The sequence below is a fragment of the Bacteroides sp. HPS0048 genome, assembly GCF_964240755.1.
Lineage (GTDB): Bacteria > Bacteroidota > Bacteroidia > Bacteroidales > Bacteroidaceae > Bacteroides > Bacteroides nordii.
Genome location: NZ_CAXSVC010000011.1, coordinates 20,964 through 46,163 on the forward strand (window position 1 = coordinate 20,964; position 25,200 = coordinate 46,163).

General features: G+C 42.8%; 18 protein-coding genes and 1 riboswitch. Of the genes, 12 read left to right on the top strand and 6 right to left on the bottom strand.

From position 1 onward, the window contains the following. Nucleotides 1–179: 179 nt before the first annotated feature. A complete protein-coding gene (locus ACESQI_RS10750) occupies nt 180–419 on the top strand; it encodes a hypothetical protein (RefSeq protein ID WP_195348885.1) in 240 nt (79 codons plus the stop codon). 136 nt (nt 420–555) lie between these two features. Here the strand turns inward: ACESQI_RS10750 and ACESQI_RS10755 are convergent, their stop codons facing one another. Then, on the bottom strand, nt 556–2,973 hold the full coding sequence (locus tag ACESQI_RS10755) for a glycoside hydrolase family 3 N-terminal domain-containing protein (RefSeq protein ID WP_373126043.1): 2,418 nt from the start codon (nt 2,971–2,973) through the stop codon (nt 556–558). 188 nt (nt 2,974–3,161) lie between these two features. Further along, a complete protein-coding gene (locus tag ACESQI_RS10760) occupies nt 3,162–4,064 on the bottom strand; it encodes a mechanosensitive ion channel family protein (protein ID WP_002559181.1) in 903 nt (300 codons plus the stop codon). A gap of 135 nt (nt 4,065–4,199) precedes the next feature. After that, nucleotides 4,200–4,298, top strand: a riboswitch (TPP riboswitch). Here ACESQI_RS10760 and ACESQI_RS10765 point away from each other — a divergent pair. The 4 genes from ACESQI_RS10765 to ACESQI_RS10780 all read left to right on the top strand — a co-directional run bounded on the left by ACESQI_RS10765 (nt 4,296) and on the right by ACESQI_RS10780 (nt 10,220). After that, nucleotides 4,296–6,569, top strand: a complete 2,274-nt coding sequence (locus ACESQI_RS10765; RefSeq protein WP_373126045.1) for a TonB-dependent receptor — start codon at nt 4,296–4,298, stop codon at nt 6,567–6,569. Its footprint overlaps the riboswitch before it by 3 nt. A gap of 180 nt (nt 6,570–6,749) precedes the next feature. Then, complete coding sequence (locus ACESQI_RS10770) at nt 6,750–8,963, top strand: T9SS type A sorting domain-containing protein (protein ID WP_373126047.1); 2,214 nt, start codon at nt 6,750–6,752, stop codon at nt 8,961–8,963. Nucleotides 8,964–8,988: 25 nt separating this feature from the next. Beyond that, entirely contained in the window at nt 8,989–9,555 is a 567-nt protein-coding gene (gene pnuC, locus ACESQI_RS10775; RefSeq protein WP_373126049.1) for a nicotinamide riboside transporter PnuC, read from the top strand. Between the two features lie 56 nt (nt 9,556–9,611). Further along, nucleotides 9,612–10,220: a thiamine diphosphokinase gene (locus ACESQI_RS10780; protein WP_122202252.1), complete on the top strand. Its 609-nt coding sequence runs from the start codon at nt 9,612–9,614 to the stop codon at nt 10,218–10,220. Nucleotides 10,221–10,544: 324 nt separating this feature from the next. Here the strand turns inward: ACESQI_RS10780 and thrC are convergent, their stop codons facing one another. The 3 genes from thrC to thrA all read right to left on the bottom strand — a co-directional run bounded on the left by thrC (nt 10,545) and on the right by thrA (nt 15,734). Then, on the bottom strand, nt 10,545–11,846 hold the full coding sequence (gene thrC / locus ACESQI_RS10785) for a threonine synthase (protein WP_263666183.1): 1,302 nt from the start codon (nt 11,844–11,846) through the stop codon (nt 10,545–10,547). 135 nt (nt 11,847–11,981) lie between these two features. Continuing rightward, a complete protein-coding gene (locus ACESQI_RS10790; protein WP_373126052.1) occupies nt 11,982–13,205 on the bottom strand; it encodes a cofactor-independent phosphoglycerate mutase in 1,224 nt (407 codons plus the stop codon). A gap of 93 nt (nt 13,206–13,298) precedes the next feature. After that, nucleotides 13,299–15,734 carry a bifunctional aspartate kinase/homoserine dehydrogenase I gene (gene thrA, locus ACESQI_RS10795; protein WP_002559174.1) on the bottom strand — a complete coding sequence of 812 codons (2,436 nt, stop codon included), beginning with the start codon at nt 15,732–15,734 and terminating at the stop codon, nt 13,299–13,301. A gap of 394 nt (nt 15,735–16,128) precedes the next feature. Between thrA and ACESQI_RS10800 the strand changes: the two genes are divergently transcribed. The 6 genes from ACESQI_RS10800 to ACESQI_RS10825 all read left to right on the top strand — a co-directional run bounded on the left by ACESQI_RS10800 (nt 16,129) and on the right by ACESQI_RS10825 (nt 22,194). Then, on the top strand, nt 16,129–17,166 hold the full coding sequence (locus tag ACESQI_RS10800; RefSeq protein WP_373126054.1) for an asparaginase: 1,038 nt from the start codon (nt 16,129–16,131) through the stop codon (nt 17,164–17,166). A 231-nt stretch (nt 17,167–17,397) separates the two neighbouring features. After that, nucleotides 17,398–18,765 (top strand): DNA repair protein RadA, encoded by a 1,368-nt coding sequence (gene radA, locus ACESQI_RS10805; RefSeq protein WP_195660466.1) that lies wholly within the window; start codon nt 17,398–17,400, stop codon nt 18,763–18,765. A gap of 51 nt (nt 18,766–18,816) precedes the next feature. Beyond that, a complete protein-coding gene (locus tag ACESQI_RS10810) occupies nt 18,817–19,191 on the top strand; it encodes a GxxExxY protein (RefSeq protein WP_007483873.1) in 375 nt (124 codons plus the stop codon). 42 nt (nt 19,192–19,233) lie between these two features. After that, nucleotides 19,234–20,850 (top strand): NAD(P)/FAD-dependent oxidoreductase, encoded by a 1,617-nt coding sequence (locus tag ACESQI_RS10815; protein WP_278512434.1) that lies wholly within the window; start codon nt 19,234–19,236, stop codon nt 20,848–20,850. Between the two features lie 17 nt (nt 20,851–20,867). Further along, complete coding sequence (locus ACESQI_RS10820; RefSeq protein ID WP_002559169.1) at nt 20,868–21,596, top strand: hypothetical protein; 729 nt, start codon at nt 20,868–20,870, stop codon at nt 21,594–21,596. A 4-nt stretch (nt 21,597–21,600) separates the two neighbouring features. After that, nucleotides 21,601–22,194 (top strand): response regulator transcription factor, encoded by a 594-nt coding sequence (locus ACESQI_RS10825; protein WP_007483870.1) that lies wholly within the window; start codon nt 21,601–21,603, stop codon nt 22,192–22,194. Here ACESQI_RS10825 and ACESQI_RS10830 read toward each other — a convergent pair. Then, the gene (locus tag ACESQI_RS10830; protein ID WP_002559167.1) at nt 22,191–22,961 is read right to left on the bottom strand and encodes a phosphatase PAP2 family protein; all 771 of its coding nucleotides are present in this window, start codon (nt 22,959–22,961) and stop codon (nt 22,191–22,193) included. The genes ACESQI_RS10825 and ACESQI_RS10830 overlap by 4 nt on opposite strands. 794 nt (nt 22,962–23,755) lie before the next feature. Between ACESQI_RS10830 and ACESQI_RS10835 the strand changes: the two genes are divergently transcribed. After that, on the top strand, nt 23,756–25,192 hold the full coding sequence (locus ACESQI_RS10835) for a polysaccharide lyase 6 family protein (protein WP_002559166.1): 1,437 nt from the start codon (nt 23,756–23,758) through the stop codon (nt 25,190–25,192). Nucleotides 25,193–25,200 lie beyond the last annotated feature (8 nt).

Here is a 25,200-nt window from a genome sequence, read left to right on the forward strand (position 1 = left end):
AGATTACCCTGTTAATAACTTTGTTTAAACACTGATTTTCCTCGCAATAAACGGTGAGAGTCGCGCATATAAAACCGATGAATCAACCCAATTGCCCAGTGATACATTACCCCCGATGAACTGAACTTTCTTCATTGCTGGTATGTTATAACAATATAAACATTAAAAACATTGCGGTTATGGAAAAATATCTAATTCACAGTAACGAGCTGCACCTGATTGATAAGGCAAAAATCCATCAGGCTGTAGAAAAGATGGTAGAGTCTCTCGACATGGCAGCAGGGTCAACTTCTTGTTTCGACTTGTACAAAGTAGTGGAAACCTATTTTACAGACCTGGATAAACGGAAAAAGATGAACTATCTCCTGGGTATCACAGATACAGCCGAAGAGATAGAAGAAGAATTTGGAGTATGCTAACTTAATAAAAAACATCAGTACATATAAAGAAAAAGAGTCTTTAAAAAACTTTATACACTCAATAAAAAACAGCGTCACGAAGATTGCCATAATCTTCGTGACGCTGTTTTTTCACATCCTATATCATCCGTTTTTATTACTCGATGAGCGTAAACTTCTTTTTAAGACGAATATCCTCCGAACTGGCTCCCACGCGTACTTCAAATGTACCCGGTTCAACTGTCCATTCCATATTCCGGTCAAGTAGTTCCAAATCGGCGGGTTTCAGGGTGAAATGTATACGTTTCGTTTCATTGGGTTGCAATAAAACGCGTTGGAAACCACGCAAACGCGAATCATAGGTCACTACACTACTAACCAAATCACGTACATAAAGCTGCGCCACTTCCTCTCCTGCATATTTCCCTGTGTTAGTAATATCAAAAGAGACCTGTACTTCACCCTGTGTCCCTTTGTCAGGAGCTGTCACTTCAAGATTACTATAAGCAAAAGTTGTATAGCTAAGTCCATAACCGAAAGGATACAAAGCCCCCAGTACCCGTGTACTTCCGCTACCATTGGGGCCGGATGAAGGTTGAGTACCATGCGATCCTTTCTTAAACGGGAAATTTAATTCAATCTGTCCAACAGATTTCGGAAAAGTAACGGTCAGTTTACCTCCCGGATTATAATCACCAAACAGCGTTTCTGCAATAATCTTCCCACCCTGGAAACTCGGGAACCAGGCCTCAAGAATAGCCGGCAAATTCTGATCTTCCCAATTGATAGTAAGTGGCTGACCATTGATAAGTACCAATACTACCGGTTTCCCCGTGGCATGCAGTGCTTGCAGAAGTTCACGTTGACGCCCTGGTAACTCAAGTGAGGTACGAGAGCGGCTCTCTCCTACCCGGTATTCGTCTTCACCCATCACGGCAATGATCACGTCGGCAGACTGTGCCTCCAAAGCAGCCTTATCCATATCCGCCACTTCCTCTGCTGTAAGCACTGCCGGCAATACTTCACTGGCAGGCCATTCTTTATCTATTATATTACACCCCTTTGAGTAGACAACTTCCACATCTCCTTTTAAATAATCTTTGATACCCTGAAGTACAGTAATCGTTGACAAACCATTCGGTCCATAGCGGCTAATCATAAAGTTATCTTCATCTGCTAACGGTCCGGTAACCAATACTTTCTTTATCTCTTTCTTATTTAATGGTAACAGTTGTCCGTCGTTTTTAAGTAAGACCAAAGACTGACGTTGCATCTCCTTTACAAAGTCCGAATGCTTGTCTGCACCTGCCACTTCATCTGCCTCTTTCGGATTATCCCGGTAAGGAGCATCAAACAACCCCAGACGAAACTTCACTGCCAACACTTCACTTACACGCTTGTCAATCGTTGCCATTGATATCTTGTTTTCTGCCAGCAAACGACGAATTGGCAAGATGAAATCAGCCGGAGGTGTAAAATGAGTACGCACATTCAATCCCGCTTCCAACACCTGTCGTACAGCTTCGTCATAATCTTCGGCTACCTGATGCTTGGTATGCACAAATTCCACTGCCTGGCTATCGCTCACCACGTATCCGTCAAAGCCATATTCTTCACGCAATAACTTTGTCAGGAAATAGTAACTTGAAGTCACCGGCTCTCCATTCCAATCATTATAACTACTCATCACCCCCATCGGATGCGATTGTTGTATCACATGTTTAAAAGGATACAGATAAATTTCGTGCAACTCACGGGGAGTAACATGAGGATCGGTCCGGCAGTTTCCATCCCGGCCACCTTTAGGACTACTGTATACAGCAAAGTGCTTCAGAGTAGCTGCCACTCCCTGTGACTGAATACCATCTACCATTTGCACACCCAGTTCGCCAATAAGATAAGGATCTTCTCCATAACATTCCAGTGTACGCCCCCATCTCGGATCACGCACCACATCAAGAATAGGCGCATATACATTGGTATATCCTAATACGCGAGCTTCTTTACCCACAATTTCTCCCGCTTCACGTACCAGTTCTGTATTCCAGGTACTTCCAATCGCTATCGGAGCCGGAAGCGGTGTTGCTTTTGTATGATTAAGTCCGTGAATACCCTCATTAGAGAAATCGACGGGAATACCCAAACGGGTCTCTTCAATAAACCAACGCTGAGTTTCATTGATAGCCTTTACATGATTGGAAAAAGGAACAATAAGATGAGGCGCCCGTTTGGCACCTCTACCTACTCCGTTGAGTTGTTCATCGATATTCGCAATACCATCTTTCCAGATAGCTTCTTTCCAGGCAGGAGTAGGCAAAGAGTCTTTCAGAACGCGTCCAAAGCCATAGAGTGTAGCAAGCTGACAACTTTTCTCTTCTACCGTCATCTGTGAAAGTAAATCTTTTACTCGTTTCTCAACAGGTTGTGAAGGGTCTTCAAAGATATCTTTCACACCATTCTTATTAAAATCAATCCATCCTTTTTTATAGATTGATTTGGAGGATGACTGTGCAGAAACAACTGAAACACACTGCCCGGTCCAAGCAATGCATACTAAAAGAAGTAATTTTTTCATATTTATTATATAAGAGTTTGACCGCCTGCAAGACGGATAGACTGCAAATATAATAATTAATTCCAATTCACCTATAATCAAGATATTACATTTTGTGTGCGCCCACACATGTTATAAAACAATAAACGGTGAACAAACTGCGTTATCCACAGATATTCACCGTTCATGATTTATCATTTACTATCTATTTAGTTTCCCTGATGTACAGTAAGTTGCGGGAATGGAAAATTGATGCCTTTTTCATTGAAGGTATTGTAAATAGCCTTATTGATATCAAAGTAAACGCCCCAATAATCAGAGGTTTTCACCCATACACGGATCACAATATTGACACTGCTTGCATCCAGTGCATGAAGAGCTATAAAAGGCTCCGGAGTATCCAGTATACGATTGTCGGCAGCCAGTACTTCACGTACCACACGGTCTACTTTATCATAATCTTCACCATAATCCACACCAACGACCCACTCCACACGACGGGTTTCCTGCGTATTATAATTCGTCACTACACCACTGCTCAACGCACCATTCGGTACGTAAACCAATTTATTATCTCCCGTAGTTAGAATGGTATGGAATATCTGTATCTCTCTGACAGTCCCCGAGAAGTTCTGACTCTCAATCCAGTCACCTACCTTATAGGGTTTAAACAATAAAATCACCAGTCCCCCTGCAAAGTTCTGAAGATTACCGGATAATGCCATACCAATAGCCACACCGGCAGAGGCCAGTAACGCTGCAAACGAGGTCGTTTCCACACCCAATGCACCAACGACTGAAATAATCAAAAGTATCGTCAACAAAATATTTACAAGACTCTTGACAAATGTCTTGATGCTCACATCTACATGCCGCTTGTCCATCATCCGGGCAGCCAATTTGTTCAGCATCGATACAAGGAAGCGTCCTACGATAAAAACAAGTACCGCTTTCAGGATACTTCCACCGGCACGTACACCTGCGTCTATAAGCTGTTGGGTTATAAGAGATATTTTGTCAAGACCGTCAGCATTAGCAATAGCCTGGTCCAGATTGTCGGCGGCAACCTGCAGAGAATCAGTTACAGCCTGAGTAATTTGTAATAATAGCATAATTAGTTTTTTGTTTTGAGTAAATAATTCGGGTTTGTACTTTCAATCATAACAAGTTACAAAGTTACTTTGTTTTAAGTAAATATAAAAGTTTTTTTGCTTTCCTCATCCGAAAGCGCTAATTTTGCCAACGATTTCACAATACAGGGGTGCCTTAACATGACGGGCTGAGAACATACCCATAGAACCTGAACCGGGTAATGCCGGCGTAGAGAACGAATAAATTACACAATGAAAAAGAATCTATTAGCTGTTGCCTTTCTAATGGCAGCCAGCATCAACATCTTTGCACAAACGAGCGCCAAAGATAGTTTAAGAGTAGTCAACCTGCAAGAGGTGCAGGTAGTATCCACCCGTGCCACTTCTAAAACTCCGGTGGCATACAGCAATATTTCTAAAAAGGAGATCCGAAAACAGAACTTCGGACTTGACCTGCCTTTTCTGTTAACGACCACCCCATCGGTACTTACTACCTCAGATGCCGGAAGCGGAGTAGGCTATACCAGCATTCGTGTACGCGGTACAGACGCCACGCGTATCAATATTACAGCTAATGGCATTCCAATGAACGATGCAGAGAGCCATTCCATCTTTTGGGTGAATACCCCCGACCTGGCTTCTTCACTCGAAGATATGCAAATCCAGCGCGGAGCAGGTACATCGACTAATGGCGCCGGAGCATTTGGCGCAAGTATCAATCTGCGTACAGCCGGCATTCCTTCCAAAGCATACGCCGAGGTTTCCGGTTCTTACGGATCATTCAATACGCATAAGGAGACGGTTAGCGTAGGTTCCGGGGTGATAGGCAATCATTGGGCCTTTGATGCACGCGTGTCGAATATACAGAGTGACGGATATCGCGACCGTGCCACATCAGATTTGAAGTCGTACTTCCTGCAAGGAGGATATTACGGTGAAAATACGACCCTGAAGTTTATCACTTTTGGTGGCAAAGAGAAAACTTATCATGCCTGGGACGGTATCAGCCGGAAACAATTGGAGACTGACCGTACCTATAACCCAAACGGGGCCATCAAAGACGACAACCTGAACAAAGGAAACACCATAGGATTTTATGACGACCAGACGGATAATTATAATCAGACGAACTATCAGTTAATATTCAATCACCTGTTTTCTTCCGAATGGAATCTGAACATTGCCCTGCATTACACAGATGGTTTCGGATATTACCAGGAGTATAAGAATGGACGGACACTGGAAGAGTACGGACTAAAACCATTCTACCTCCCCGGAAACACAGAAGCGCAAACTAAGACCAATCTGGTACGCCAAAAGCTCGTAGACAGCGGCTTTGGCGGCGGCGTATTTTCTGTTGATTATAAAAACGAGAAGCTAAATGCCTCTCTGGGTGGAGGCTTGAATCGTTATAGTAACGATCATTATGGCAAAGTGATCTGGGTAAAGAATTATACTGAAGCGCTGAATCCGGATCATGAATACTATCGCAACAATGGTAGTAAGACAGACGGAAACATCTATGCCAAAGCCAATTATCAAATAACCGGAGGATTGCATGCTTATGCTGACCTGCAATATCGTTACATCAATTACAAGATAACGGGAGACAATGATAAATGGGATTGGACTGCAGAACCCGGACATCTCCAACGCCTGAACGTAAACGAGCACTTCAGTTTCTTCAATCCTAAAGCCGGCTTATTCTGGCAATTCAACCCATACCACAGCGCTTATGCTTCTTTTGCCGTAGCCCAGAAAGAGCCTACACGTAATAACTATACCGACGGACTATTCGAAAAACTTCCCCGTCCGGAAAAGATGTTAGATTATGAATTAGGATATACTTTCCGCAACAGTTGGTTCACTGCCGGAGTGAACCTGTATTATATGGACTATACCGACCAACTGGTACTAAATGGAAAAGTAAACGATATCGGTGAGGCAATGGCAGAAAATGTCAAAGACAGTTACCGCATGGGAATAGAGCTCTCTTTAGGCGCCCGTATCACCGACTGGCTACGCTGGGATATCAACGGGACATGGAGTAAAAACCGCATTAAGAATTACACCGGTTATGTGAGTGACTATGATGACAATTGGGATGAACTTTATACCCAAACAGCTATTTATGCGGAGAATACTCCCATTTCTTTTTCTCCTTCGTTTATGGGAAACAGCCTGATCGGTTTTAATTATAAAGGTTTCGATGTATCCTTGCAATCACAATACGTCAGCCGTCAGTATCTCGACAATTTCGGTTTAGAGGAGAACTCACTCGATCCATCTTTTGTGAGTCATCTTAGTTTAGCTTACAGTTTCAAACTGCCTTCTGTGAAACAAATCACTGTCGGTGCCACTATCTACAACCTCTTTAACACGAAGTACGAGACCAACGGATACTCACAGAATGCCGCTGTTTATGAAGGAGGAGATAAGAATCAAAAAGCTGTTCTCTCCTACGACCCACGTTTTTATCCGATGGCAGGAACCAATGTACTGGCGCACATCAGAATAACATTCTGAAATTAAGTTCCTGTTTGAATTTTCCTTCTCAAAGACTATACATTAACTTTACACACTATGAAAGCGTTTTGAGCGAAGCTAATGTTAAACAAAATTCAAACAGGATCTCATTGTATTTCAGTATTTTATTTTATCTTTGTTCCGATAGTTCCAATACCAAACTTTTAATACAATGTAGTTATGAAGCAATCTTACACCGTTTTATTTTTTGTATTGTCATTAGCCTGGTGTAACGCCAGTGCACAAGGGGTAAGCTCCAGACTATCCGGTACAAGGACCTTCGCAAAGGCTCCGGACACAAAGGTAAGCAGGCAGCAAACTCAATCCATTACGTTACTGCAGCCATTTATGGCACCATTGACAGAAGTATCTGAAACATTCGACCGCATTGCTGAAAGTAACGAATATGTATCTACTCCTACTGTGGAAAAAACACTGGAAGCAACTACCACATTTACATTTAATGCAGATAACTGGATCACCGAACAACTTAAAACATATATCAACGTTATTCCTGGTTCAGATGTAACTTCACCTAAAGAACTAAAATATGCACCAACTTATGAGGCATTGCCGGGCAATTGCCTTTTACAAACTAATATTTATTATGAACGCCCCGCCTTTCAGGAAAATGCCCCATGGACGGAGACTTCACGTAATACTGCAAAGTTTGATTCTAAAAGACGGCAATTGGAGAGTGTTAATCCCATAAGTAAAACAGTAGTCACCTATAATGACACCGATAACAGCGAAGAAGCCATATTTTACATCAAAGAAACCAATGAACCGGAAAGTTCTTTCCGTCCCAACGCCAGAATAATACGAGAAAAATTCAACGTAAATGTAGGAGTCAATCTGCGACAAACCAACTTTACGTATGAGAATAATACTTGGCAGAAAACACAAATGTTAGAATCAGAAATGACAGAAGAAGGACATATACTCACTGCCCAATATCAATGGTCAAACAATACCTGGACCGGAATCAGCAAAACCGGCAGAGAGACTGATGACGAAGGACGCCTGACTTACGATGCCCAATTCAATTGGAATCCGGATGCCGGCTCATGGGAATGCGAAAGAGAATCAGCCTATATCTACGATGTAAACGGGCTGCTCAGCCAGGAAATGGAGTATGATGAAAAGAGTATATACAGCGGTTACTTCCAGCTATTGCCGGGAGAGCTTACCCCTGCCAAACAAACGGTATATGTGCGCGAAGGCTACGGCAAAGAGTGGATATTGAGCAAAGAGTCTATTTTCACAATAAACGCACACAACCATCCAACAGACATTAAGATATATACCCTGCGCAACAATGTGCTGACCCTGACTACCCGCTCACAATTTGAGCAGCAAACCCCGGAGCAATACACCCTCATCCTCTCCCAATTGTCGGACGACAACACTCTCTGGATGGAAGTTGCCAAAAATGTAATCACTCTTAATGCCGCACAACAAATCACACAAGTAATAACCTACAATAACAGGACGGGGATAACCCCGACATGGGAAGAAAACGAGCGGACTACTTACGAGTATGTATCGCCCACAGAGATGATTGAAACCGGGCAGGAAATAGACGAAGAAGAAGGAGAGACATACTACTATAGAATCAGGTACATTCTCTATCCCACCGGCGAAATACAATCCAAAACATATTACGGTAGTGCCACAGGAGAAGAGGGAAGCTGGACCACCCAACAGACCGAAACGTACCAGAAAGACGGCACACTGGACGGATACTTGTTTGACAAAGCGCAGTTCCTTGAACAAATAGCGATGTGCCAGAATCTGAGCAGCTGGAAAGTTCCTGCAGAAGTAACCCAGGTGAAGTCATCACAGCCCTTTCTGGATATGAATGGGGACGGAATATTCAATATATCCGATTACGAAGGAACCTATATCTCTTTCATAAAAGGCTCTGAAGAGATGTTGGTATTTGCTTATGACAACAAGATGAATGCAGCCCGGCAGTCTACTTATTCCATACAGTTCGAACATCCCGATTTAACGAATCGCTATATCAAAAATGAAAGAACCACTACTTATAATGCATCAGGTGGAATACTTTTAGAAGTTATCACAACAAGTAGTGCTCCCAATATGGATATTATCCGGTACAGAGAAAATCGTTATGACAAAGTGCCTACAGGTATCAACAATGCTCCTGCCGAAAAGGTTCCTGAAGGAATGCAAGTGTACGGTACTGATAAGCTTTACATCAATGCTGCCAACAGTATGCATATCGGTATCTTTACCACAGACGGTAAACAACTGAAAACGCTGAAAGTAACCGAAGGCAACAATGAGATTGTACTACCGAAAGGCATCTACATTGTACGTCCTCTTGATAATAACAAACTTAAAAGTGCTAAAGTGATAATCCGCTAATAGCACTCATGAATAAATAAAAGGAATGAATTATCTTGAAATGCTCGGCACAGCCATCGGCTTAATCTATCTTTGGTTAGAATACCGGGCGAGTATTTATCTGTGGATAGCAGGCATTATAATGCCTGCTATCTATATATTCGTCTATTACCAAGCCGGACTATACGCCGATTTTGGTATCAATATCTATTATCTTCTCGCAGCGGTTTATGGCTGGCTGGTATGGAAGTACGGCAATAAGGCGCACGAAAAAGCAGAGTTACCCATCACGCACATTCCGTTAAAGTATCTTCCTGCTCTGATGGCTGTATTCATTATCACCTTCATAGGTATCGCCCTGATACTGATTAACTTTACCGACAGTAATGTTCCCTGGCTCGACTCATTTACTACTGCACTGAGTATCATCGGTATGTGGATGCTTGCCCGTAAATATGTAGAACAGTGGTGGGCATGGATACTGGTAGACGTGGTATGCTGCAGCCTCTACATCTACAAAGATTTGTATTTCACTTCCGGACTCTACGGACTTTATTCAATAATCGCTATCTTTGGCTTCCTTAAATGGAAAAAAATGATGCCTAAACCATAACTCCGGCAGAAATAAGTACGGAATGCGTTTTACATCTCTCTTATTTACAAATGAATATGACAACAGAAGCAGTTATTCTCGGTAATGGTGATTATCCTTCACATCCATATCCACTGAATGTATTATCACAAGCTCCATACGTAGTTTGCTGCGACGGCGCTGCCAACGAGTACATTCGCCGGGGCTTTCGTCCGGATGCTATTATCGGAGACGGAGATTCGCTCTCTCCCGAGAATCGGGAACGGTTTGCCGGAATCTTCCACCGTGTGAACGATCAGGAAACAAATGATCAGACCAAAGCCATCCGTTTTTTGCAGGCACAAGGAAAACGGCAGATCGTCATTGTGGGAGCTACAGGCAAACGTGAAGATCACACGTTGGGTAACATCAGCCTGTTAATGGACTACATGCAGGAAGGGCTTCAGGTGCAAATGATAACAGATCATGGTATTTTTATCCCCGCCTGTAACACACAGGTATTCACTTCACAACCGGGACAACAGGTTTCTATTTTCAACTTCGGAGCAACGGGATTACAGGGAGAAGGGTTAGCCTATCCGCTAAGCGATTTCAGTAATTGGTGGCAAGGTACCTTGAATGAAACCACCGAATATGAATTTTGTATTCATGCAACAGGAAAATACCTTGTATTTATAAACTTCTGAGTGCTTCCCGCACGGGGAAGTACGACGAGCGATGATTGCAGGTTGTTGTGTAATATTACTTCCTGCGTACTATCCGAAGTGCAAAAAAGAGAACCTGTAATATACTGACTATCAATATATAAATAGAGCAATTTTCTCCTCGGAGCCGAGCAGCTTTCTCCTCGGTGCCGAAGGGGTTCCTCCCCGGAGCCGAGCCCCCTCTTCCCCGGAGCCGAGCAAGACACGCGACTCCGGGGGAGTATATAATGTAAAACAATATAACTTTATTGAAGACTTTCCTTGAATCTCACTCAGGTACTTTTCATGCATCCGGCATCTTTGTTTTTAAAGAGCAAGCAGATAATTCTTGAAATCAGCAAATTCTTTTGTCATCGGCAAACTCTTCTTCTCACCTTTCATGAAGGCTTGCAGCTTAGCAGGAATCTCTACTTTATCTCCAACAATTCCTTCTACCGTATCCAGGAACTTAGCCGGATGTGCTGTTTCAAGAAACACACCGGTTTCTCCGGGCTTCAACCCCTCTTCGAGGGCACGATAACCACAGGCTCCATGCGGATCGAGCAAGTAATGAGTATCTTCATACGTTTTCTTTACCGTTTCACGGATTTGTTCATCGGTATAGGTTGTACCGGTTATCTCAGCCGAAATAGCAGCATGCGAACCACCATAAAGATCGAGCACACGGGCAAAGTTACTCGGATCGCCCACATCCATGGCATTTGCAATAGTGGCAACGGATGGACGCGGATTATACTTACCCGTTTGCAGATACTGATAGAAAATATCATTCTTATTATTAGCAGCGATAAAGCGTTTCACGGGTAACCCCATCTTTTTGCCAAAGAGTCCGGCTGTGATATTGCCAAAGTTACCACTGGGCACACAGATCACGGCATTATCCGCTTTCCCAGCTTTCTTCAATTGTGCATAGGCGTAGAAATAATAGAACGCCTGAGGCAGAAAGCGGGCCACATTAATAGAGTTGGCACTGGTCAGCTGCATATGTTCATTCAGTTCCTTATCCATAAAGGCAGACTTCACAAGCGCCTGGCAATCATCAAAAGTACCATCCACTTCGAGAGCGGTAATATTCTGTCCTAAGGTAGTGAACTGCTTTTCCTGTATTTCACTGACTTTCCCTTTGGGATAAAGCACATAGACATGAATACCGTCCACTCCGAGGAAGCCATTGGCAACCGCACTACCGGTATCACCGGAAGTAGCCACAAGTACATTCACCTGCTTTTTGCCCTCTTTACGGATAAAGTAACCCAGCAAACGTGCCATGAAGCGGCCACCTACATCTTTAAAGGCAAGCGTAGGACCGTGGAACAATTCGAGTGAATAGATATTATCTTTCACATGTACCAACGGCACATCAAAGTTCAATGTATCATAGACAATCTGTTTCAACGTATCTGCCGGAACGTCTTCTCCAAAGAAAGCATCGGCTACGCGATAGGCTATCTCCTGAAAAGTAAGCGTATCAATGGTGTCATAAAACTCCTGAGGCAGTGGTTTAATCATTTCGGGCATAAAGAGCCCTTTATCGGCAGCCAAGCCCTTCACTACGGCTTCTTCAAGAGTAGCAACAGGAGCCTGACGGTTAGTGCTGTAATATTTCATAAGTGGTATTTTAAATTTGGTTTATACTGAGTTAGTGATGAGTGATTAGTGATAAGTGATTAGTGCTGTGCAGCGTCAGTACCATTGCGCAAGCCCACTATCAACTGTCAATTGTCAATTGTCAACTGTCAATTGTCAACTCTTCACGGGTAGTGCCATAAATTCGCTAATAAATTCATCTGCCTTCATCAGCCCATACACCCCGTCACAAGCGGCCACTTCGTCATAGGTCTGTACTTCGTCCGGTGTAATGCCCGGATACCAGATAAGAAACGGAATAGGTTCGTTGGTATGGGTACGAAGTTCGCAAGGGGTAGGATGATCGGGCAATACAGCAATGGCTACCGGTTCGTCCCAATCCTTCACAGCTTCATAGATAGGGCCAACAGCACGGCTATCCAGGTTTTCAATTGTAAGAAGCTTCAACGGAATATCTCCTTCATGCCCCGCCTCATCACTGGCTTCGATATGGAGATAGACGAAGTCATCCGTCTTCAATGCTTCCAGTGCAGCTGCCACTTTGTTTTCATAATTCGTATTATAAAGTCCGGTTGCTCCTTCCACCGCAATACGGCGAAGTCCGGCATAGTATCCGATTCCATTTATCAGATCGACCGCCGAAATAACAGCTCCTCTTTTCACCTGAGGGAAAGTATCGGAAAAGGCATCCATTTGCGGACGGTATCCCGGGCTCCAGGGCCAGATACTATTGGCAGGATCTTTGCCTTCGGCCATACGTTTCAGATTCAGCGGATGATTCTTCAGCAGTTCCTGCGACTTTAAGATCAGTTCATTAATAAGATCTGCTGTCTCCCGGGCTTCCGGCACTAACGGTTTCACCATCAAAGGGCGAAAAGGCTTTAAAGGTACGTCATGAGGCGGCGTACAATCCAGCTGTTTATTTCCGTCTTTGATGACCAACAGATGACGATATTGAACACCGGTATGGAAACGTACGCGATCATTGCCTAAATGTTCCTGCAGATATTGAATCAGCACATCGGCTTCTTCAGTAGAAATATGTCCGGCGGAATGATTTTTTATATTATCTCCTTCAATACAGATGATATTGCAACGCATCGCCATCTCTCCCGGTTGAAGTTCCACACCGATACTTGCTGCCTCGAGCGGACCGCGTCCTTCATATACCTTCGGAAGATCATATCCCAATACCGACATATTGGCTACTTCACTACCGGGATGAAAACCATCCGCTACGGTCATCAGCCGTCCATTACGCCCCATGCGGGCGAGCTTATCCATATAAGGCGTTTTTGCATATTGCAGGAGCGTCTTGTCTCCCAATGACTTTACAGGCCAGTCGGCCATGCCGTCACCTAATATAATGATATGCTTCATTTTCTTAATTGACAATTGGCAGTGGACAATTGACAATTAACAAACCAACTGCAACAAAGCGCAGCAACTGTCAATTGTCAACTGTCCACTAAATTAAACGTTCGCTATACTCATAATATCCGCAAAGACTCCCGCTGCCGTCACACCTGCACCGGCACCATATCCCTGAATCATCATCGGATACTCTTTATAACGCTCTGTTGTGAGCAGGATAATATTGTTACTGCCTTCCAGTCCGTAGAACGGATGATTGGCCCCTACTTCCTGTAAGCCCACAGAAGCCTTCCCGTTTTCGAGCGTAGCAACAAAACGCCAGTGTTTATTTTCTTTCTCCAATACCTGACGACGGGCTTCAAAGTCTGCATCCAGACTCGGAACACGCTTCCAGAAATCATCCAACGATCCTTCAAAGAAATCATTCGGGACAAAAAGATTCTTCTCTACATCTTCCTGCTCCAGTTTATATCCGGCTTCACGTGCCAGAATCACCAGCTTACGAATCACATCTTTACCACTCAGGTCGATACGTGGGTCCGGTTCGGAATAACGCTCTTCCTGTGCCATCTTTATCGTACGGCTAAATGGGATATCAGCACTGATCTTATTGAATATATAGTTCAACGTACCGCTCAGCACAGCTTCAATCTTTAATATCTTGTCGCCACTATGAATCAGGTCATTGATTGTATTGATGATAGGAAGTCCTGCCCCTACGTTCGTCTCAAACAGATATTTCACACCACGCTGACGAGCTATCTGCTTCAGTTCGCGATAGTTCTCGTATTTGGAGGAAGCAGCAATCTTATTGGCAGCCACTACCGACACATTGTGCAGCAACAGATCTTTATAAAGCGAGGCTACATCCGGACTGGCAGTACAATCCACAAATACAGAATTGAAAATATTCATGCCGATAATCTCATCACGAAGAGACTCAAGCGTACTTTCGGTACCTTTCGCTTCCAACTCTTCCCGGTAATTAGCCAGGTCAAAACCCTGACGGCTGAACATGGCTTTCGTAGCGTCGGCAATACCTACCACATGGAGTTTCAAACCGTTTTCTACTTTCAGCTTTTCCTGCTGACAGCGGATCTGTTCTATCAGGCTACCTCCTACCGTACCAATACCACAGATAAAGAGATTCAGCACCTGATATTCGGACAGGAAGAATGAATCATGAATCACATTCAATGATTTGCGCAATGATTTGGAGTCAACTACAAATGAAATATTTGTCTCCGAAGCTCCCTGTGCACAAGCTATCACATTAATACCATTACGTCCCAATGTACCGAACAATTTACCGGCAATACCCGGTGTGTGTTTCATGTTCTCACCCACAATTGCTACAGTAGCCAGATTTTTCTCTGCCTGAATAGGAGATATCTCACCCATTTCTATCTCTTTGGCGAACTCCTCATTCAACACCTCACAAGCCAGATCGGCGTCGGCATTACGCACACCGATGGAAGTACTGTTCTCAGAAGAAGCCTGAGACACAAGAAATACGCTGATACCATTCTTTGCCAGAGCCTTAAAGATACGATAGTTAACACCAATAACACCCACCATACCAAGACCTTGCACAGTAATCAGGCTGGTGTCATTGATAGAAGAGATACCTTTAATCGCTTTCGTTTGCGGATCAGAAACCTCCTGTTTGATAACCGTACCCGTACCTTCAGGATTGAATGTATTCTTTATTAATATAGGTATATTCTTATGACAAACCGGGTAAATAGTAGGCGGATATACCACTTTGGCACCGAAGTTACAAAGTTCGGTAGCTTCCACATAACTCAGTTCGTTGATAGTATAAGCGGTAGAAATCACACGTGGATCGGCTGTCATGAATCCATCTACATCGGTCCATATCTCCAGGCTATCAGCATCCAGAGCAGCAGCAATGATGGCCGCTGTATAATCCGAACCACCCCGTCCAAGGTTGGTAACATCCCCCGTCACCTTGTCCGATGAAATGAATCCCGGTACCAGCGATACTTGCGGAATCACCCGGAAAGCCTCTTTCACCAATTGATGCGTCAGTTCAGTGTCAAGTGTGTGTTTGGAATGTTTTCTTTCTGTCTTTATAAAAGTGCGCGAGTCAAACCATTGGGCACCTTCAATCAGCTGCGCTACAATGATAGAAGAGAGGCGCTCACCATAACTTACAATGGTATCCGATGTTTTTGCAGAAAGGTCTTTAATCAGATAAATACCCTGAAAAATATCTTTCAGCTCATTGAGCAGTTCACCTACCTGACGTTGCAACGAAGCCTGATATTCACCTGCGGGAACCACTTCTTTAATCATCTCCACGTGGCGATAAACAATTTCGCGGAACTCACCTTCGTAGGCCGAATCACCTACAGCGGCCATTTTAGAGGTATTAATCAACTTATCGGTAATGCCGCCCAATGCGGAAACAACTACAATAACCGGTTCTCCGGCCGACTCTACTATTCTCTTTACGCTTAAAATGCTGTTCACGGAACCTACGGATGTTCCGCCGAATTTCATTACTTTCATGCAGATACTTTATATTTTCAATGCTTCCTTTTCCGGAAACAATGGTTTATTTACAACTAAAATACTAAATTTGAATTTGCTTACTTCCTGTAAGCGTGATTCACGTAGAAACACAAATACTATCCCTCAACCCCTAAGGGTCATGGTGCACATGGATGTGACTGTATGCGGATAGTACTTCATCATAGTCATTGTTTCTCGTTACTATTTGATAAGATGTCGCAAAAGTAACAATAAAAACATTCAATCTATCACTTTTTGCGATAATTTTCTAATAAAAAGATTTTCCCTGTGGAGCAGTGACAAATTAACGCGCTGCACTTTTCTGACATTTTGTTATAAAATATAAGATATATAATTATCTTTGCAGTATTCAATTGCATAAAATACGCTTATGAACCCTTCAAATACTTCCGTATTGTTAATATACACCGGTGGCACGATTGGAATGATAGAAAATGCCGAAACCGGAGCACTGGAGAACTTCAACTTTGAACAGTTGCAGAAGCACGTCCCCGAACTTCAGAAATCAAACTGTACCATTGATTCTTACCAGTTCGATCCTCCAATGGACTCATCGGACATGGAACCCGAAGCATGGCGGAAGTTAGTACGGATCATTTACGATACATACGATCAGTATAATGGTTTCGTTATCCTGCATGGTACGGACACAATGGCTTTCACAGCCTCAGCATTGAGCTTCATGCTCGAAGGACTAAGTAAACCGGTCATTCTCACAGGATCACAACTGCCTATCGGAGTATTGCGTACAGACGGTAAGGAAAACCTGATGACGAGCATAGAAATAGCTGCTGCTCAGGACAAACATGGTAATCCACTTGTCCCTGAAGTATGTATCTTCTTTGAAAATCATCTGATGCGGGGTAATCGTACTACCAAAATGAATGCTGAAAACTTCAATGCTTTCCGTTCTTTCAACTATCCGATACTGGCAGAGGTGGGAATACATATCAAATACAATTATTCTGTTATCCATACCATTCAGGAGAAACAGGAACTGAAACCACATTATTTGCTCGACACCAACATTGCCGTATTAAAACTCTTTCCCGGCATACATGAGAATGTAGTAGCAGCCACACTTACCATCGACGGATTAAGAGCCGTGGTATTAGAAACCTATGGCTCGGGCAATGCCCCTCGTAAGCAATGGTTCCTCCGCCTGCTACGTGAAGCAAGCACACGAGGAATTGTGATAGTCAACGTCACTCAATGTAGTGCCGGAACGGTGGAAATGGAACGATATGAAACCGGTTATCATTTGTTGGAATCGGGCATTGTCAGCGGATACGACAGCACCACCGAGTCCGCTGTCACCAAACTGATGTTCCTGCTGGGACACGGCTACAGCCCTGAGGAAGTGAGAGAACGAATGGCACGCCCCCTAGCGGGAGAGATTACATTATAGCCCACTACCGTTTTCACCACAGAGGACGCAGAGGACACAGAGTTATTAAAATCTTAACGGTTGTTAGAGACTAATGATTCCAATACTTAAAACTCTGTGTCCTCTGCGTCCTCTGTGGTGAAAACGATGGTGAATTTATGACTAATATTAAATAAAACTCTGTGAGACTCTGCATTTTTCTGTGGTGAATTTATTACTTTTGTCCATCTTATAAAGTAAAGGACAAAAAGAATGGCCAAAGAGAAAACCGTATATGTATGCAGCAATTGTGGACAGGACTCTCCCAAATGGGTAGGAAAATGTCCTTCGTGTGGCGAATGGAACACCTATGTAGAAGAGATAGTCCGGAAAGAACCTACAAACCGCCGCCCCGTATCGGGCATAAATACAGCCAAAGCCAAACCTATTACTTTAAATGAAATAGAAGCAGATGACGAGCCACGTATCGACATGCACGACGAAGAGTTAAACCGTGTGTTAGGTGGTGGTCTTGTCCCGGGTTCACTGGTACTGATAGGTGGTGAACCGGGCATTGGGAAATCGACTCTTGTGCTCCAAACAGTACTACGTATGCCCGAAAAACGTATTCTTTATATCTCCGGTGAAGAGAGCGCCCGACAATTAAAATTACGTGCCGACCGTCTGACAACTGCTTCCAGTGATTGCCTCATCGTTTGTGAGACCTCTCTGGAGCAGATCTATGTACATATCAAAAATACCAATCCCGATTTAGTCATCATAGACTCTATACAAACCATTTCTACAGAAAATATCGAATCTTCTCCCGGTAGCATTGCACAGGTACGTGAATGTTCGGCATCCATTCTCCGTTTTGCCAAAGAGACCCATACGCCGGTACTGCTTATCGGACATATCAACAAGGAAGGCAGTATTGCCGGACCAAAGGTTTTGGAACACATCGTAGATGCCGTACTTCAGTTTGAAGGCGATCAGCATTATATGTATCGTATCTTGCGAAGCATAAAAAACCGCTTTGGGAGTACAGCAGAATTAGGCATTTATGAAATGCGGCAAGACGGGCTCCGGCAAGTCAGTAACCCATCGGAATTGCTCCTTTCGCAAGACCACGAAGGTATGAGCGGAGTAGCTATTGCCTCTGCCATCGAAGGGGTACGCCCATTTTTGATTGAAACACAGGCATTGGTCAGTTCTGCTGTATATGGTAACCCGCAACGCTCTGCCACAGGGTTTGATCTTCGCCGTATGAATATGCTGTTGGCTGTACTCGAAAAACGGGTAGGCTTTAAACTGGCACAAAAAGACGTGTTTCTCAATATTGCCGGAGGGCTGAAAGTAAATGATCCCGCCATTGACCTTGCCGTTATCAGCGCTATCCTCTCCTCCAACATGGATGCATCTATCGAACCGGAAGTTTGTATGGCCGGTGAGATCGGACTATCCGGTGAAATACGCCCGGTAAACCGGATCGAACAACGCATCGGTGAAGCAGAAAAGTTAGGATTTAAACGCATTCTGTTACCTAAGCATAATCTGCAAGGAATTGATACAAAGAAAATAAAGATAGAATTGGTGCCGGTTAGAAAGGTGGAAGAAGCATTCAGGACACTATTCGGATGATTCACCACAGAGGACACAGAGGGCACAGAGTTCAATTTAGAAAACAAAGAAATGGAAGATATTAATATACTCACTAATAAGGTTCTTGGTCTTGCTTTTGAAGTACACACACAATTGGGAGCGGGATTATTGGAAAGTACATATGAAACCTGTCTATATCACGAACTTATAGAAACAAATATACAAGTAGAAAGACAAAAAAAATTGCCAATCATTTACAAGGGTATCAAACTGGACACCGACTACAGGATAGACTTATTAATTGATAAGCGGCTTATTATAGAGTTGAAAAGTGTAGAGACATTACAGCCTGTACACTCAGCTCAAATATTAACATATATGAAGCTTAGTAAGCTCAAATATGGATTATTACTGAACTTCAATGTACCAAGACTCAAAAATGGCATTAAACGTTTTATATTATAAACTAATTAAACTCTGTGACCTCTGCGTCCTCTGTGGTGAATCATGATACAAGAATACCAGTTACGTCTACTCCCCGAAATTGCTGCCAACGAGCAACGATTAAAGGAATATTTGTCCAAAGAAAAAGGATTAAGTTTAAAGAATATTACCACTATACGTATTCTGAAACGAAGTATTGATGCGCGGCAACGTACTATTTTTATCAATCTGAAGGTACGGGCTTATATTAATGAAATGCCTGCGGATGATGAATACGAACGAACCGTATATAGTAATGTGGAAGGTAAGCCACAGGTTATTGTAGTGGGCGCAGGACCTGGCGGACTATTTGCAGCTCTGAAACTTATTGAATCAGGACTTCGCCCCATTGTAGTAGAGCGTGGAAAAAACGTACGTGAACGTAAAAAAGATCTCGCACTGATAAGCCGGGAACACGCTGTGAACCCGGAATCAAATTATAGTTTCGGAGAAGGAGGTGCAGGAGCCTATTCTGACGGAAAACTTTATACCCGAAGTAAAAAACGGGGAAATGTAGACAAAATACTAAATGTATTCTGCCAGCATGGAGCTTCTACTGCAATTCTTGCCGACGCACATCCGCATATCGGTACAGACAAACTGCCACGGGTTATTGAAAACATGCGTAATACCATTATCAATTGTGGAGGTGAAGTGCATTTTGAGACACGAATGGATGCACTGATCATCGAGAACGAGGAGGTAAAAGGCATTGAAACAAATACAGGAAAAACATTTCTCGGTCCGGTAATACTGGCTACAGGACACTCGGCACGTGATGTATATCGCTGGCTGGCAACCAACAACGTAACGCTTGAGGCAAAAGGAATAGCTGTTGGTGTCCGTCTGGAGCATCCTGCAGAATTGATAGACCAGATACAGTATCACAATAAAAACGGTCGGGGAAAGTACTTACCTGCTGCCGAATACAGCTTCGTAACACAGGTCGAAGGACGAGGAGTATACAGTTTCTGTATGTGTCCCGGTGGTTTTATCGTTCCTGCTGCCAGCGGACCCGAACAGGTGGTAGTCAACGGAATGTCTCCTTCCAACCGTGGTTCACGATGGAGCAATTCAGGAATGGTGATAGAGGTACAACCGGAAGATTTAGACAATGGACAGTGGACAATGGACAATGGACAGTCAGCTACACAATCCAACTGTCAATTGTCAACTGTCAATTGTCAACTCCTAAAAGTGTTGCATTTTCAGGAAGAACTGGAACGGCAAGCCTGGTTACAGGGAGGAATGAAGCAAACGGCTCCGGCACAACGCATGATGGACTTTACGCGGAAGAAACTGAGCTATGATTTACCGGACTCCTCTTATAGTCCGGGATTGATATCTTCACCCTTACACTTCTGGATGCCGGAATTTATCAGTAAACGTTTGTCACAAGGCTTTCAGCAATTCGGACGGATGAGTCACGGTTTTCTTACCAACGAGGCAGTGATGATCGGAGTAGAAACACGTACTTCTTCCCCTGTGCGTATTGTACGTGACAAAGATACGCTGCAGCATGTAACAGTCCGCGGCTTATTCCCTTGTGGTGAAGGAGCAGGATATGCGGGAGGAATTGTATCTGCGGGAGTTGACGGAGAACGGTGCGCAGAAGCTGTTGCAAACTATTTAAATCATTAATTCAATAATTGAGAGTTATGAAGAACATTATTTTTTCTCTTACTATAGGAGCAATTCTCCTATTTAAATCATTGTCATTTAATTGTTATGCTCAATCCGATACCACCTTTCTATCTAAAAATGAAAACAGAAAGGTATATATCGAAAACAACAGAAAATCAGAAGTTTTTCAAAAATTACTCGACCCTACAATTCAAGAAAAAGCCTATCCGGAACTAAGACAATACAGACTGGAAGAACTGAAAGAAAGCGAGAAGATATTAAAGCAGGCTCATCCACAAACTATTACAAAACATAATTTATATGAACTACCGGAAGATTGGATCGCTCTCCATTCTTACAAAGGGAAATACTATGTTTATTCTCCATGCCAAATAGATACTCCTACAAACCGTTGGTTGACGGATTCTTGCCTTTACTATAAATACCTGGACGGTCCTTTTCCTGTAATCATTAAATCAGTGGAAAAGAAATCTGATAATCTATATGATATAAAATTATGGAATGTCATTCAACATCCGGATAACAGTCAGGCTTTGGATGAATTACAAATCCACATCATTGATAAGAAAAGAAAAATTTCTATTTGGGAATATAAAAGTTATCAAGGTGAGTCAACCTATGAACTGCTAATACCGAGGAAATCAGCACAGCATTTCGATTTAATCGTTTGTGACTGCCAAGACTTAGATAGTGAATTTGATTTTGATTCCATAGATTTTCCAAACCTTATTTTATCTCATTAAACCTATGAACCACAAACCAGAAATCGCTATCGTTGAAGCGAATACACTTACAGCACTCGGTCTGAAAATGATATTGGAAGAGATTATTCCAATGGCAATTATACGAACTTTCCATAGTTTTGGTGAGCTAACGGATGACACACCCGACATGTATGCGCACTATTTTATAGGCGCACAAGTATATGTGGAGCACAATGCCTTTTTTCTGCCCCGGAAAAAGAAAACAATTGTTCTGGCAGGAGAAAGCCACTCTCTCCAACTATCTGCCGTACGCGTACTGAACATTTATCAATCAGAAGAGCAGCTGGTGAAAGACATTCTGAAACTTCACCAACATGCTCACCACGACGGACATCCGGCTGAAGCCATACCACCAATGCCGGTTATTGAGCATGAATTGTCTGCACGGGAGATCGAGGTACTTGTATTGATAACCAAAGGGTTCATCAATAAAGAGATAGCCGATAAACTAAATATCAGTCTGACCACTGTTATCACCCATCGGAAAAACATTACAGAGAAATTGGGTATCAAATCCGTCTCCGGGCTAACAATTTATGCCGTAATGAACGGCTATGTAGAGGCTGACCGGATTTAAAAACGTACAACGATCATACCACCGTATTCCTTTGAAAAATGATTGTAATAAGGAGAAGCAGCCAGATTAACTCTGCTCTTTTTCTTATCCAATCCAAACAATTTCTTTTCAAAAGGCAGGAGCCAGTATCCGATCCGTGCACTTAATATACCAATTCCCGCACCAGCCAGAACATCATTGCACCAATGTCGTTCATTATAAAGTCGCAGGAAGGCTACCCCACAGGCAATAGTATATGCACCTATACCATAAAGCGGAGAGGAATCTTTATACTCCATCCGTACCAACTCAGCTCCCATAAAAACAGTGGCTGTATGCCCCGAAGGAAAGGAATTAAAAGCTGTTCCGTCCGGACGTTGTTCATCTACCGCCCACTTCACCGCATTGACCATAATCCCCATAGCTGCATAAGAAGTGGCAGTAATCAATACACGATCCACATAACTATGCTTAGCCTTTGCTCCCAGCAGACTTAATCCGAAGTTTGCAATAACGGGTACATATTGTATATAATCATCGGCATGAAAATAGCGTCCATTGCGCCATCCGGCAATATCATCACGCACTTCCCTATTCAGAGATCTCAACCAGGGATTGGCCACCCCAAGTGCTCCTACAGTGATGAGTGAAGCAGGTAGTATTAATTGTGAAGGACGGAAAGAATAGCCCCGTTCAGTGATTTTCAGAGAGTCTGTCGAAGCCGTTTGTGCCCACAACTGAAACGGGTATAGTAATATCATAAGAAGAAAAAACAATTTGATTTTCATCTTTTATTGTTGTAAATAAAATGAATACTGAATGTTAACTGTCGCTTTGCATTTCTGTCTCAGAAACACAACAGGTCACATCCGCTTCGGCCTTTACAACTTCAAAAAGAGGAAAGCAAAACAAGATCCGCCCCATTGCATTCCCCCCGGTCATATAAAAATTCTTGGTCGTTTTTTCTATAAGAGAAATGCTAATGAGTTATTTCTAACTGTTATATGTCACTCTATCTGATCTATACCATAGGCTATGTGTTTTAAAGAGAGGTTAATAAAAAAAGTGTGTTCCCGACACTATCCAGACTATAGTTAGGTACGACCAAGTAACCTATGACCGACTGAATATATCGATGGAACACACCCTGTTTCAGGGCGCATCCACAAAGCATATTCTTTCGGTCTGTTAAATTTGGTCGTTTCACTATAGAAAGAATGACAATGCAAACACTCCGTATCTTGTTTTTTTATCTTTAAATAAAGACTCTACTTTATTTAATGTTTATCGAAAGACAAAAATAAGAATATCTTTCTTTATAGACAAACTTTATTTGTATAATCCTTATAAATCGGATACCGGAGTAAGTCCCCCTAATTTCAGATTTGCATATACCCACAATGCATATTCTGTTATTTCAATGTATATTCGGAATATTTTTTCTAAATTCCGCGATAACTCCTTACCTCATATGTATAACAAACAAATATTGAGTTATATCTTACAGAAAGCGATATAATATTGCAAGCTTGCAGCCAGAGAGTTTTGTACCTTAGCATCCTAAAATTATAGATTGATTATTATGAGAAAATTATTGTTACTGCTAGTAATTCTGAGTTGTAACCCTCTTCTGGCAAAAAAGTACTATTTCACCCCCGGGGAGAGTGAATCTTTAAAAAGAATATTAAGTGAAGGGAAATTACTCCCTGGTGACGAAGTCATTCTTAAAGACGGAGTTTTCAAAAATCTGCAGAAAGTGCTCTTTCAGGCAAAAGGAACTGTACAGGATTCAATAAAACTGAAAGCCGAGCACCCCGGAAAAACAATCATATCGGGTGCATTGGATTTTAAAGTCTATGGCGAATATCTGCAAATAGAAGGTTTGTGTTTTCTGAAAGCATGGGCATTGTCTTTCAATATGATTGATTTTCAGAAAGAAACAGGGAAGTATGCTTCACACTGCCGTTTCACCAATTGCGTGATTGATGACTGTAACGACCCCAACAAGAGCGAACAGCCTGCAACGAACGGACAGCAACCCGCCTCCGTGAGCGAATACTGGCTCGGACTCCGAGGTGAGAATAACCGGGTAGACCATTGTTACTTTGCCAACAAACGAATTGGCGGATTGGTACTGCAAGTATGGCTCGACAAAGACAATCACCTGAATAACCACCAGATAGATCACAATCTGTTCGGCACGCGTAAACCCTATGGTGGAAACGGCGCCGAGATCATTCGCATCGGGCATTCATGGTCTTCTCAACTGGAATCACGCACCGTTGTCGAAAACAATGTATTTCTGCACTGTGACGGAGAAAGTGAAATCATTTCGGTAAAATCGTGTCATAATGTACTTCGCCGAAATCTGTTTTACGAGTCAAGAGGAGGTCTGGTATGCCGGCATGGTCATTACAATGTGCTCGAATCCAACACCTTTATCGGTAACAATATAAAAGGTACAGTAGGAATCCGCATTATCAACCAGGGACATACTGTATATGATAACTATATGAGTAAACTGAATGGTTTCGGCCTGTTGGTACGTATTGGCGTCTTTGAAAAACCTACTGCTGATACAGACATAAAAAAAGAACCGCTGACCTCCTACCACCGGGTAGAAAATGTAGATATCGCCTATAACCATTTTATCAACTGCCGGGTATTGGAATTCGGTTCGGGCAAAGGAGATAAAGCACCCCGTAACCTACGTTTTGCCAACAATACCATCTACAACTCAACTCCGAATGTGAGAGTCTTTCAACCGGAAGAGGTTATGCCGGGTATTACTTTCCTGGATAATACTTATTATTTTGAAAATAAAGAGCCAATCGGGCTACCCGGATTTATGGAAGGTAAAATACCAGATACCCTCTTAGCTTTAGAGAATGAAAAAGTAGAAAAATCTATCAACGGAATAGGTCCGGTGTGGTATGCGCCCAATACTGCTGAGATAACTTATATAAGGAATAAAGCGCTTCCCGCACGGGGAGATACGGCAAGCAATGTTAATTATTAAAACGCAGA

Bases quoted from the DNA above. Each gene is read 5' to 3' on its own strand.
- ACESQI_RS10750 (WP_195348885.1), top strand. From the start codon at position 180: ATGGAAAAATATCTAATTCACAGTAACGAGCTGCACCTGATTGATAAG.
- ACESQI_RS10755 (WP_373126043.1), bottom strand. From the start codon at position 2,973: ATGAAAAAATTACTTCTTTTAGTATGCATTGCTTGGACCGGGCAGTGT.
- ACESQI_RS10760 (WP_002559181.1), bottom strand. From the start codon at position 4,064: ATGCTATTATTACAAATTACTCAGGCTGTAACTGATTCTCTGCAGGTT.
- ACESQI_RS10765 (WP_373126045.1), top strand. From the start codon at position 4,296: ATGAAAAAGAATCTATTAGCTGTTGCCTTTCTAATGGCAGCCAGCATC.
- ACESQI_RS10770 (WP_373126047.1), top strand. From the start codon at position 6,750: ATGAAGCAATCTTACACCGTTTTATTTTTTGTATTGTCATTAGCCTGG.
- pnuC (WP_373126049.1), top strand. From the start codon at position 8,989: ATGAATTATCTTGAAATGCTCGGCACAGCCATCGGCTTAATCTATCTT.
- ACESQI_RS10780 (WP_122202252.1), top strand. From the start codon at position 9,612: ATGACAACAGAAGCAGTTATTCTCGGTAATGGTGATTATCCTTCACAT.
- thrC (WP_263666183.1), bottom strand. From the start codon at position 11,846: ATGAAATATTACAGCACTAACCGTCAGGCTCCTGTTGCTACTCTTGAA.
- ACESQI_RS10790 (WP_373126052.1), bottom strand. From the start codon at position 13,205: ATGAAGCATATCATTATATTAGGTGACGGCATGGCCGACTGGCCTGTA.
- thrA (WP_002559174.1), bottom strand. From the start codon at position 15,734: ATGAAAGTAATGAAATTCGGCGGAACATCCGTAGGTTCCGTGAACAGC.
- ACESQI_RS10800 (WP_373126054.1), top strand. From the start codon at position 16,129: ATGAACCCTTCAAATACTTCCGTATTGTTAATATACACCGGTGGCACG.
- radA (WP_195660466.1), top strand. From the start codon at position 17,398: ATGGCCAAAGAGAAAACCGTATATGTATGCAGCAATTGTGGACAGGAC.
- ACESQI_RS10810 (WP_007483873.1), top strand. From the start codon at position 18,817: ATGGAAGATATTAATATACTCACTAATAAGGTTCTTGGTCTTGCTTTT.
- ACESQI_RS10815 (WP_278512434.1), top strand. From the start codon at position 19,234: ATGATACAAGAATACCAGTTACGTCTACTCCCCGAAATTGCTGCCAAC.
- ACESQI_RS10820 (WP_002559169.1), top strand. From the start codon at position 20,868: ATGAAGAACATTATTTTTTCTCTTACTATAGGAGCAATTCTCCTATTT.
- ACESQI_RS10825 (WP_007483870.1), top strand. From the start codon at position 21,601: ATGAACCACAAACCAGAAATCGCTATCGTTGAAGCGAATACACTTACA.
- ACESQI_RS10830 (WP_002559167.1), bottom strand. From the start codon at position 22,961: ATGAAAATCAAATTGTTTTTTCTTCTTATGATATTACTATACCCGTTT.
- ACESQI_RS10835 (WP_002559166.1), top strand. From the start codon at position 23,756: ATGAGAAAATTATTGTTACTGCTAGTAATTCTGAGTTGTAACCCTCTT.